At 60.3% G+C, this 11,392-nt stretch carries 10 protein-coding genes; 6 read left to right on the forward strand and 4 right to left on the reverse strand.

The features are described from left to right. Positions 1–100: 100 nt before the first annotated feature. On the reverse strand, positions 101–1,231 hold the full coding sequence (locus A462_RS31610; protein WP_003211127.1) for a catalase family protein: 1,131 nt from the start codon (positions 1,229–1,231) through the stop codon (positions 101–103). 31 nt (positions 1,232–1,262) lie between these two features. Beyond that, the gene (locus tag A462_RS31605) at positions 1,263–3,074 is read right to left on the reverse strand and encodes a di-heme-cytochrome C peroxidase (protein ID WP_008430381.1); all 1,812 of its coding nucleotides are present in this window, start codon (positions 3,072–3,074) and stop codon (positions 1,263–1,265) included. Positions 3,075–3,320: 246 nt separating this feature from the next. Here A462_RS31605 and A462_RS31600 point away from each other — a divergent pair, with 246 nt between their 5' ends. The 5 genes from A462_RS31600 (at position 3,321) to A462_RS31580 (ending at position 6,170) form a co-directional block, all read left to right on the forward strand. Beyond that, complete coding sequence (locus A462_RS31600) at positions 3,321–4,061, forward strand: FKBP-type peptidyl-prolyl cis-trans isomerase (RefSeq protein WP_008430383.1); 741 nt, start codon at positions 3,321–3,323, stop codon at positions 4,059–4,061. A gap of 463 nt (positions 4,062–4,524) precedes the next feature. Beyond that, on the forward strand, positions 4,525–4,980 hold the full coding sequence (locus A462_RS31595) for a YkvA family protein (RefSeq protein WP_003211120.1): 456 nt from the start codon (positions 4,525–4,527) through the stop codon (positions 4,978–4,980). Between the two features lie 97 nt (positions 4,981–5,077). Then, the gene (locus A462_RS31590) at positions 5,078–5,416 is read left to right on the forward strand and encodes a helix-turn-helix domain-containing protein (protein ID WP_003211117.1); all 339 of its coding nucleotides are present in this window, start codon (positions 5,078–5,080) and stop codon (positions 5,414–5,416) included. Then, the gene (locus A462_RS31585; protein WP_003211116.1) at positions 5,413–5,784 is read left to right on the forward strand and encodes a hypothetical protein; all 372 of its coding nucleotides are present in this window, start codon (positions 5,413–5,415) and stop codon (positions 5,782–5,784) included. The genes A462_RS31590 and A462_RS31585 overlap by 4 nt, the downstream gene beginning before the upstream one ends. Further along, entirely contained in the window at positions 5,784–6,170 is a 387-nt protein-coding gene (locus A462_RS31580; protein WP_008430386.1) for a tetratricopeptide repeat protein, read from the forward strand. The genes A462_RS31585 and A462_RS31580 overlap by 1 nt, the downstream gene beginning before the upstream one ends. Before the next feature lies 1 nt (position 6,171). On the opposite strand, the gene A462_RS31575 is transcribed toward A462_RS31580, so the two are convergent. Together A462_RS31575 and A462_RS31570 are read right to left on the reverse strand one after the other, a co-directional pair. Continuing rightward, on the reverse strand, positions 6,172–7,950 hold the full coding sequence (locus tag A462_RS31575; RefSeq protein WP_023659268.1) for a bifunctional diguanylate cyclase/phosphodiesterase: 1,779 nt from the start codon (positions 7,948–7,950) through the stop codon (positions 6,172–6,174). A gap of 112 nt (positions 7,951–8,062) precedes the next feature. Then, positions 8,063–10,144: a carboxy terminal-processing peptidase gene (locus A462_RS31570; protein ID WP_023659269.1), complete on the reverse strand. Its 2,082-nt coding sequence runs from the start codon at positions 10,142–10,144 to the stop codon at positions 8,063–8,065. A gap of 138 nt (positions 10,145–10,282) precedes the next feature. Between A462_RS31570 and A462_RS31565 the strand changes: the two genes are divergently transcribed. Then, positions 10,283–11,245 (forward strand): zinc-binding dehydrogenase, encoded by a 963-nt coding sequence (locus A462_RS31565; protein ID WP_008430391.1) that lies wholly within the window; start codon positions 10,283–10,285, stop codon positions 11,243–11,245. The last annotated feature ends 147 nt before the right edge of the window (positions 11,246–11,392 follow it).

An 11,392-nucleotide genomic window follows, 5' to 3' on the forward strand; every position in this document is an offset into this window, starting at 1 on the left:
GTTTTGCTTACTTTTGCGCTTTTCAAAAGTGAGCCGCTGTAAGAGCGGAACCAATAGTCGCCGTTACCTAAATAACGGATATGTACCCAACACCGCGGCGTTACAAATTCCGGCTATGCCGATAATCACTGACCGCCTCATACACCGCCTTACGCAACCGATTAATCCCCCCAATCGGCCGATGCGCCTCCACCCCAAACCACGGATTAAACGACTGATTATCACAAGCCAGATTCAACGCCGGCGTATCAAAATCCTGCGCCGGAATCACCACCTTGGCCACCGTCTCAAACGGCGCATCACTCTCTTTCCATTCAATGCTGGTGTCCTCGATCGGCATGAACTTCTGCGGATTCTGCCGCTGAATCTGCAACACAAAACACGCCGCCACCCGGTCCGTCGACAGTTGCTGATTCAACGCACTGCGCAAAAAGTTCGGCAGGTCCTGATTCTGTTTGGGCAGCACATACGCAGGACACCCCTGGGGATCCGGCGCCACCCGAAACTTCGCATTCGCCGCCCCGAACTTATACGGCGACACCGAGAAATACGTCGTCTGCGTAGGACTCACCGGCGGCGGCGCCAACGTCGCCAGCGCGATAAACAAATGCCGCACCTGCCAACTGCGCGGATCCACCCCGGGGAAAAACGCCATGACTTTCTTGCCATCGGCCTGAGCCGAAATGTTCTGCGCATACTCCGCCACATCACTGACGAAAAAGTTCGGATGGCTGAACATCACAAAGTCCTGCTCACCCCGCGCCTGCTGATCCGCCAGCAGCTGTTTGCCTGGCACGTCCAGCAACTTGATCGCCATCCCCCGGGCATCCCGGATGCTGTCGAACTGCGGATACGCATTGCCGTTGGACAGTCGCATCATCGCCTGCCAGGTCTTGCCCGGCTCGGCGAACACGCCCTGGCGCAGTGCCGGGTCGAGGTCCGCCAGTACGCTGACCTCGGCCTTCACGCAGCCATGGGCCTTGGCATGCGCATCCCGCAGGTAACGCGTGCCCTCGCGGTGTTGGTCGACGATGCGCACGGCGGTCTGGATGATGCCCTGGGTCATGGCCGCTTCCCCCGGCGGGATCTGTTCGTCCGGCGATACCGGGCCGCTGTGCTGCCAGGCAAACCACAGGGTGGACAGCAACCAGCCCAGCAGGCCCAGGCCCACCAGCCACAACAGGGTCTTGCCGAGAAACGCGCCGAGGCGCAGCCAAAGTCGAGCGAGCATTTAAAAATCCTTTTCTGCGAAGTCGGTTGGGTCAGGGCAGTTGCTGTTCCAGCGGGCCGCCCAGCACTTTCAAATATTCCAGCAGCGCCCAGCGTTCCTGGGGCAGCAAGCCTCGGCCAATCACCCCGTTGCCACGCTGCCCGGCACGGAATTCGTGGCCGCTGTTGTGGTTGCCGGTGATGCGCGTATCGAACAGGAACGCGTTGGCGAACGCGGCGGTTTGATAGCCCAGGTGGCGCGGGTCGTATTCGAAGGTGCCTTTATAGAAGGTCGGGCTGCGCTCGTCCTGAGGCGAGAGCAATTGGTAGATCGTCGGCACCGAGCCGTTGTGCAGGAACGGCGGTGTCGCCCACACCCCGGCCAGGGGCCGTGCCTTGTAGGCACGCAATTCGCGTACGCCGATCGGCAGGCCGAAGCCGTCCAGGCGCGGGCGTTCGGCAGGTGTCAAACCGGCGGCACGGTAGGCGTGGTCTTCGACAAAGGCGGTGATGTAGGCCAGGCCTTTGGCTGAAGAGAGGCTGCGCAGGTCCAGCGGCTCGGTGGGCGTGGGGTGCAGTTCGACGTTCATTTTCGCCAACTCCGCCGGGTCCCATTGCAGGGCGCTGAGGTCGAAGCGGTGGTCAGCGATATTGTTGGCAGTAGCGGGGTCGGTGCCGATCACCTCCACCGGGAGCATTTTCAACTGGCGCACCGGGCGGCCATCGACCTGGGACACCGCTGGCACGTGGCAGCCGGCGCAGTTTTCCGCGAACAGTGCGCGACCCTGGGCGGCCAGCGGTTTGTCGATGGCGCCGAACAGGTCTTCGGGCCAGGTGGGTGGCTTGAGCCGTTGCAGGGTTTCTTCGATGGTATTCAGGTCGCGAACCCGCACGCTGGAGGCGTAGCGCGCATCGCCCTGGAGCGGCTGGCCGGCGCTGTCGAAGAAGTCCAGGGTGGCGCCGACGCCCAGGGCTTCGCCGATATTGCGGGCCATGGGTTGTTGGGCCGAGCCATTCCATTGCACCCAGTCGAAGGTCCAGATGTCCCACAGTTGCGGGTAGTCCACCGGGGCGTTGGCGATGCGGTAGTTGTCGGGGGAAATGGCGTCGCCAAAGCTGGCGTTGGCGATACGGCCAAAGGCGTCGGTGCGGCCCGGGCCTTCTTCGGTGGGGTAGAGGCCACGGTGGGTGTCGTTCCAGGCAACTTTGAGGAAGTTGTTCAGGGACTTCTTGAAATCCTGGCGCAGTTGCGCTGCGGTCTGGTCGTTGTAGTCATGGCCCAGCACGGTGCGGGCAAAGCGCTCGAATTTCCACGGGTTGTAGTAGGTCGAGGCCAGGCTGGCGACCAGTGCCTGGCCGAAGCTGCCGCCGCGCAGGGTCGGTACGCTGGACGGCAGCACATGCTGCGCCGGGCCACCGTCGATCCGCAGGCCCTGGCCTTTGAAGTTCAACTGGCCGGTGTGGCAGGCGGCGCAGGTGATGTCGAGGAACTCATCATTGCTGCCGGCATTTTTATGCCGGGCGAAACCCACCGGCAGGTTGCCGGGGTTCTGCGCGGTGGGCACCTGCTTGGGGTCTACCAGAAAACCAAAGCGCGCCAGGTACTCGGGCGTGGCGAAACGCTGTTCGGAGAACGGCAGTTCCAGTGCGGTAAACCAGGCATAACGCAGGCCCTTGACCTGGGTGCCCTGGGGCGTGAAATAGTAGGTCTGGCGATCTGCGGCGCTCCATTGATCCTGATAGTGCACCTGTTCCACCGGCACGTAGACCGGCAGCTTCGGGTTGACCACGTAATAGAGCACCACCGCCAGGACCAGGCCCAGCAGTATGAAAATCATCAGCAAAACACGGGAAAAAATGCGCAAGATAACTATCCTTGTCGAGTTGTAGCGTTCTTATGCCATCAGGCCAGCAGTGCGGCAAGTGGCCATGAGTCTCGTTCCAGCGCTGCTGCCGTCCGTTGCAGGGCCCTGGATTGAATGAAAATGCTTTTAAACACGTGAACTTATCAGAAGTTTCCTGCTCACATGCCGGTAGCCATTGGTCGTGGCCGCCTGATAAGCTCGCGACTTTACTCGAATGCCCTTTTGGCACACGAACAAGGAAATAGCATGAAACAGCATCGGTTGGCGGCGGCGGTGGCCCTGGTTAGCCTGGTACTTGCGGGTTGTGATTCGCAAACCAGCGTAGAGCTGAAAACCCCGGCGCAAAAAGCTTCCTACGGTATCGGCCTGAACATGGGCAAAAGCCTTGCCCAGGAAGGCATGGATGACCTGGACTCCAAAGCGGTAGCCCAAGGCATCGAAGATGCCGTCGGCAAGAAAGAACAGAAGCTGAAAGACGACGAGTTGGTCGAGGCGTTCGCCGCACTGCAGAAGCGTGCTGAAGAACGTATGACCAAGATGAGTGAAGAGTCGGCAACCGCCGGCAAGAAATTCCTCGAAGAAAACGCCAAGAAAGACGGCGTTGTCACCACCGCTTCCGGTCTGCAATACAAGATCGTGAAGAAAGCCGACGGTGCCCAGCCAAAGCCTACCGACGTAGTGACTGTTCACTACACCGGCAAGCTCACCAACGGCACCACCTTTGACAGCTCCGTGGATCGCGGCAGCCCGATTGACCTGCCGGTCAGCGGCGTGATTCCGGGTTGGGTCGAAGGCCTGCAACTGATGCACGTTGGCGAGAAGGTCGAGTTGTACATCCCGTCCGACCTGGCCTACGGTGCCCAGAGCCCGAGCCCGGCGATTCCAGCCAACTCCGTGCTGGTATTCGACCTGGAACTGCTGGCCATCAAGGACCCGTCCAAGGCAGACGCTCCTGACGCACCGGCGGCTCCTGCTGCCAAGAAGTAATCAGCGCCTGAACACACAACGCCCCGTCTCGACGGGGCGTTGTTGTTTCTGGCCTGTGCGATCGTTCCCACGCTCTGCGATCGTTCCCACGCTCTGCGTGGGAATGCATCCCGTGACGCTCTGCGTCACCATTGCGCATAGCTTAAGCCTAGCGCTAACAGCGAGCGCGGAGCGCCACAGGCGGCATCCCCACGCAGAGCGTGGGAACGATCAGCTGAATCCAGGGCAAATTCAACCGAACCCATGCGGGCTAGAGCAGTCTGATAAAAGACCCGAGTACGGGTAGACGCAGATTATCTCCAAGTCAATGAATTCTTGGGTTTTTTTTATGTGCGCAAAAAACGCCCGATCTGACTGTAGGCCTTGTATTACGTGGCTTTCAGCCTGGAAAATAGGCTCTGTTCACAAGGTTATCCACAATTTGTGTGGATAACCTTTTCTGTCGCCTGGAACTGGAGTGACGATGAAAGCCCCGTTTAATTTCACCCGCTTCCTGCCCATGGCTGCTCGCCTGCTTGGCCGTGGGCGCTTGCCGACGTTGCTGTTCGCGGTCGCCGCCAAAGGCTCGAGCCAGGGCAACCGGCTGGGCAAGCTCAAGGACGACCTCAAGCTGCTCCAAGCCTTGTGCCTGGCCTACTGGCGCGGCGAGTACCGGGCCATCAGCCCCAAGGCGCTGATTTCGGTAGTGGCAGGGTTGATGTACTTCCTGAGCCCGATTGACGCGATCCCGGACTTTATCCCGGTGTTCGGCATGCTCGACGACATTGCTGTGCTGGCGTGGGTCATGAAGACCCTCGACGGCGAACTGAGCGCTTTTCGCGCCTGGCGCGAGCGTCAGCTCCCCGAGAAGCTTGCGGTGGTTGAGCGCCTTCCTGCGACGCCTCAGCTGCTTACGCAAGAGCACCTGAAAAAAAACTGAACCTTGGGAATATCCCCCTGCGCTCTTTGTGGCTGTTAGGATTACACTCCTAAGGAAAGTACTTACGAAGTAAGTGTTGTGATCCTACGGGGCAGTCATGGATATTCAGATAATTACAAAGGATGGCGAGCCCGAATATGCGGTTCTGCCATGGGCTCAGTATCAGGCGCTGTTAAAAGCTGCCGGTCAGCAACAGCCAACGCCTCCCGCTTCGACCATTAGCCAAGCCACTGCCGAACCGGATCTGCGCCCCCTGGAGCAGCTGCGAAGCCTGCGCGAGGCCAAGGGCCTGGCCATCGAGGTTCTGGCGCGCACGGTGGGCATCAGCCCGTCTTACCTGGGCCTGATCGAAAGCGGTGAGCGCCAGCCGGACGCAGCCATCCGCCGCAGCCTGGCCTGGGAACTTGGCGTTGCAGGTTGGAGGGACGAAACGTGAGCGTACGCATCAGCCGTCAACATTGGGATGGGTTACTCAACGAGCTGGACCAGGCGCGCCGACAGCGCCACCTCTTGACCTACCGCGCCTTGCTGGAGCGCCTGCAATTTCCCACGCCGGCCATGCAGACCCTGACGGCTGCGCTGGAGCACCTGGCGGCGCTGGATGCCAAGGCCGACCAACCACTGCGCAGTTCCCTGGTGATCAGCCAGGGCGCCAGTCGCCTGCCACGTACCGGTTTCTTTGAATGTGTGGAGCGTCTCGGGCGCTTCTGCGGGCCGTCCGATGGCGTGGCCGCGGCGTCGTGGCACGCATCCGAAGTGGTTCGAGTATTTGAATACGATTATCCCGAGTCAGCGGAGGCGTAGTGTTCTGGAAGCTCAAGGCGTATGCCAGTTACTGGCTGGCGCGCAAGTTGTTTCATTGGTCCTGGTTCGTGCGACAGCCGCGTGGCTGGCAGTGGCTTGAAGGCCAGTTCGCGCGCATGGCCAATCTGGGCGACGTAGGAGCACAGAGTTTCTACGGACATATCCTGACGTTTCGTGGCAAGGGCCTTGGCTCCCGTGAAGAAGGCGTGCGACTGTTGCGGCTGGCGGCCTTGGCCGGCGACGGCAAGGCGGCCTACCAGGTTGGGGTGTTGAGCCTTGCGGGCAGCCTTGGCAAGGCGCCTGATCCGCTGGAAGCGGCACGCTGGTGGAAAATCGCCGCCCGAGCCGGGCACCCGTTGGCGCAGATGCGCCTGGAGCAACTCTGATCTAGAGCGGCTGCGGTTCTGCCTGGCCCAACTCCAGGCTGTCAATCACATGAATGCTGTAGCCCGCCACGTTCTTCGCGTGGTGCTTGGCTTGCGAGGCCAGTTCTGCCAACTGGCTGGCATCGAGTTGTCCACAGGCCTGTGGATACAAATGCACCACGCCGATGGACAGCGACAGCAGCGCAAACTCCTGGCGCACGCCCTGGCGGTTCAGTGCAACGAAACAGCCCGCGTCCAGATGCTCGCTGCGATAGAAGCGCCGGCACTGGGTGTGGAAGTCGTCCAGCAGTTGGTTCAGCCGCTTGCGCCAATCCTGCGGCCCCAGCACCAGCAAAAAGTCATCACCGCCGATATGCCCGACGAAGTCGCGGCTGGGGTCTACCCGGTCGTTCAGGCATTGCGCCAGGCACAGCAGCACTTCATCGCCCCGGCCATAGCCGTAGATATCGTTGAATGGCTTGAAACTGTCGATATCGACGTAGCAGATCACAGACTCGCGTTGTTGCTGCAACAGCCGCGTCAGGCACTGCTGGATGGGGACGTTGCCCGGCAGCAAGGTCAGCGGGTTGGCATAGCGTGCCTGCTGGATTTTCAGCTCGGTAATCAGCTTGAGCACATCGATCACCCGGCCCAGCCCCAGATAATCGCCGTTGAGGGTGATGATGAAATCTTCCTCGATCCGCTGGCGTGCGCGACTGGTGAGCAGGCGGCTGACCTGCTGCAAGGACTGGCTCAGTTCCACCGCGAGAAAGTCATCACTCATCAAGCGGCTGATGGGCTTGCGGGCGAACAGATCGGTGGCGAACGGCTTGAGTAGCGCATCTGACAGCGAGTGCCGGTGCACGATGCCAATCGGGTGGCCACGCTCATCCAGCACCGCCAGGGAATTGAGGTTGGCCTGGCGCCGGAAGGCTTCCAAAACCTGCGCCGTGGCGGTGTGCTGGCCCACGGCCGGTTGTTCGTTGAGCAGGGCGCTGAGGTCGCTGCCTTCGTCGTTCAGCGCGACGTTGGCGTTGTCGGGCTTGGGCAGCATCAACCGCGCTTCCTGCGGCGGGTGTTCCTGGGGGCGGCAGAGCAGGTAGCCCTGCACTAGGTCAACGCCCATTTCCGTGAGCACCGCCAACTCTTCCGGCAACTCGATGCCTTCGGCGATGACCTGGGCCCGGGAGGCCTTGGCGATTTGCAGGATGGAGCCGACAAACTCGCGCTTGAGGGCGTCCTGGTGGATGCCGTCGATAAAGTGTCGATCGATCTTCACGTAGTCCGGGCGCAGCTCCGACCACAGCCGCAGGCTGGAATAACCGGCACCCAGGTCATCCAGGGCAATCGAAAAGCCCATGGCGCGGTAGTGGTGCAGCGCGGTTTGCAGCAGTTGAAAATCGTCGGTCGGGGTTTGCTCGGTCAGTTCGATCACCACCTGGCTGGGCGGGATGCCGAAGTCGCTGAGCAGTTGCAGGGTACGGCCGGGCTGGTGGGCGGTCTCCAGCAGGGATTCGGGTGAGACGTTGAGAAACAGCTTGCCCGGCAGTTTCTGCTCGCTGAACCGCCGGCAGGCACTTTCCCGGCAGACCATCTCCAGCTCACTGAGACGCCCGGCATGGCGGGCCACGGAGAACAGTGCGACAGGGGAGTGCAACGGGCTGTTGGACGGACCGCGACTGAGGGCTTCATAACCGATGACGCGTCGTTCAGACAGGGAAATGATGGGTTGGAACAGGCTGTGCAAACTGCCTTGAGCCAGGATTGAGCCCAATGCATTCAGCTGTTCGGTCATGGTCATGATTTTCTCGGGTCGAAAAAAAAGGACCTGCTTTGGCAGGTCCTTCATTTCACGACAGAATGATGTCTATTTGATGACACTCCGAGGAGCGTTCACATTAAATCGCCATCATTTACTGCTTGGCCACCGTCTTGCTGATTTTCAAGTAGTCCAGCAGGATGCGCCCGGTCTCGCTCAGGTAGGCATCATCTTCCGGCTTGGTTTTATCAGGCTCGGCGGCGATCGCGTCTTCGTCTTCTTTCTTCAGCTCCTTGAGTGGAGCTTCGCCTTTCGCCTTGCGGCGGGCGTTCTCCAGCACCAGTTGCTGATTCTCGATGTCGGTGTGCTGCGCACGACGGTCGGCTTCGTTCAGGCTGACGGTTTTCTCTTCCATCAACTTCTTGGCCAGGGCCAGTTTGTCGCGGATGAAGATGAACTCGGCATCCTTGGCGGAGCGGGCTTCGTGATCAGCTTTCAACTCTGCGATGTACGGTTTGAACGGGTCTACCGCAGGCTTGATCGCAGGACGGATGGTGTCCCACGGCATCGCCTCGGGCAGGGCGCTCTCGCCGATTTCCTTGGTGTCGATGATCGACGGGAAATCGACGTCCGGCAGTACGCCCTGATGCTGGGTGCTCTGCCCGGAAACCCGGTAGAACTTGGCCAGGGTCAGTTTCAGCTCGCCATGGTTCAGCGGCTGGATGGTCTGCACGGTGCCTTTGCCGAAGGTCTGGCCGCCGATGATCAGCGCACGGTGGTAGTCCTGCATCGCGCCGGCAAAAATCTCCGAGGCGGATGCCGAGAGGCGGTTGACCAGCAACGCCATCGGCCCTTTGTAGAAGGCACCCGGGTTCTCGTCTTCCAGCACGTCGACACGGCCGTCAGCGTTACGCACCAGCACGGTCGGACCCTTGTCGATAAACAGACTGGTCAGCTCGGTGGCCTCCTGCAGGGAACCGCCGCCGTTGTTGCGCAGGTCGATGACCACGCCGTCGACTTTTTCCTTCTGCAATTCTGTGAGGATTTTCTTAACGTCGCGGGTGGTGCTCTTGTAGTCCGGATCACCGGCGCGGAACGCTTTGAAGTCCAGGTAGAACGCCGGGATCACCACCACGCCGAGCTTGTAGTCCTTGCCATCCTGCTTGAGGTTGAGGACTTGCTTCTGGACGGCCTGGTCTTCGAGTTTCACCGCTTCACGGGTGATGGACACGATCTTGCTGGTCTGGTCGTTCGGTGCGTTGGTGTGCGGAATCACTTCCAGGCGCACCACGCTGCCTTTCGGCCCGCGGATCAGCTTGACCACTTCATCCAGGCGCCAGCCGACCACGTCGACCATCTCTTTGTCGGCCTGGGCCACACCGATGATCTTGTCGGCCGGGGCAACCTGCTTGGTCTTGTCGGCCGGACCTGCCGGCACCAGACGCACGATCTTCACCTGGTCGTTATCGCTTTGCAGGACGGCACCGATGCCTTCCAGCGACAGACTCATGTTGATATCGAAATTTTCCGCGTTATCTGGCGACAGATAATTGGTGTGCGGGTCGTAGGACATTGCGAAGGTGTTGATGTAGGCCTGGAAGATATCTTCGGCACGGGTCTGATCCAGACGTGCCAGCTGATTCTTGTAGCGCTTGGTCAACAGTTCCTGGATGGCCTTCGGCTCTTTGCCGGCGATCTTCAAGCGCAGGACTTCATCCTTGACGCGCTTGCGCCACAGGTCGTCCAGCTCGGCTTCGGTGGTCAGCCAAGGAGCGTCCTTGCGGTCAACCAGCAAGGTCTCTTTCTTGGTGAAGTCGAACTTGTCGACACCTTTGTCCAGCTCACCAATGGCGAAGTCCAGACGCGCTTTGACGCGGTCCAGGTAGCGCTTGTAGATGGTGAAGCCGGGCTGCAGGTCACCGCTCTTGAGGAAGTCGTCGAACTGCGTCTTCCACTTGTCGAACTCGGTGATGTCGCTGGCCAGGAAATAGCTGCGCGAGGGATCCAACAGCTTGAGGTAGCTGTCGTAAATGATCACCGAACGAGCGTCGTCCAACGGCGGCTTGCTGTAATGGTGGCGCTTGAGCAACTCGACGACGTTAAGGCTGGCAATCACCTCATCGCGATCAGGCTGAAGGTTGTCCCAGCTGTTGGCTGCGAACGTATTGCTCGACAGCGGCAAAAGGCCGATACCGATAAAAAGAGCGAGGGCGGTGCTGGGGAACAAATGCTTCATGCTGATTCGACGCGGGGGCAATTGATAACGCATATTAGGCCGTCTTTGAAGTCGCCGGTTCCATATGGGCCGGTCGCATAATGCAAAAAGCCCGACGCTACAGCAACGGGCTCAGTCCAGACTCACTATGGAGGCACTGTGAAAGCATTGCAAGGCGTTGAAGGTCATGTGGAGTGGCAAGAAGAGCCAAGTCCTACATGCGATGTAGGCCAAGTACGCATTCGCGTGGCGGCTGCGGGCCTGAATCGCGCCGATTTATTACAGCGTTCGGGGCTTTATCCGCCACCTCCCGGTGCCAGCCAGGTGCTGGGCCTGGAGTGTTCCGGGGTGATCAGCGAAGTCGGCGCCGGTTCGTCGTGGCAAGTGGGGGATCGGGTTTGCGCCTTGCTGGCTGGCGGCGGGATGGCTGAAGAAGTGGCGGTGGATGCGCGTCACGTATTGCCGGTGCCGGAGGGCGTATCCCTGGTGGAAGCGGCCGGGTTGCCCGAGGTGTACAGCACCGCGTGGCTGAATCTGTTCCAGTTGGCGGGCCTCAAGCCCGGTGAGAAGGTGTTGTTGCATGCCGGCGCCAGTGGGGTGGGCTCGGCGGCGATTCAGTTGTGCAAGGCGTTTGGCAGCCCGTGCTGGGTCAGCGTGGGGTCGGCGGATCGCCTTGCGTACTGTGAAGCGCTGGGGGCTCAGGGGGGTGTGGTACGTACTGACGGCATCGAGGGCTTGAGGGATTTTGGACCGTTCGATGTGATTCTTGACCCGGTGGGGGGGAATTACGCGGCGCTGAATCTCAAGCTGGTGGCGCGTGATGGGCGCTGGGTGTTGATTGGGTTGATGGGGGGGCGTGAGGCGCAGATCGATCTGGCGCAGGTGTTGGCCAAGCGTGTGCAGGTGTTGGGGTCGACGTTGCGCAGTCGGGATGATCAGTTCAAGGCTGACTTGTTCAGTGACTTGAGCCAGCATGTTTGGCCGTTGTTTGCCGAGGGGCGCTTGAGTCCGCAACTGGCCAGGACGTTTCCGATCAAGGATGCCGAGGCTGCGTTTGCGGAGCTGGCGACTAATCGGATTTCCGGGAAGCTGGTGTTGGTGATTGACGAGAGTCTGACCTGATTTCAGATGCGACATTTGTGTTGGGGGGGAGTTGGGCTGGGTGTATATCCGTTATTTTCGTAACGGCGACTATTGGTTCCGCTCTTACAGCGGCTCACTTTTGAAGAGCGCAAAAGTAAGCAAAACGCTCTTGCCCCACCACTCGGC

Source organism: Pseudomonas sp. Ag1 (assembly GCF_000278565.1).
GTDB lineage: Bacteria > Pseudomonadota > Gammaproteobacteria > Pseudomonadales > Pseudomonadaceae > Aquipseudomonas.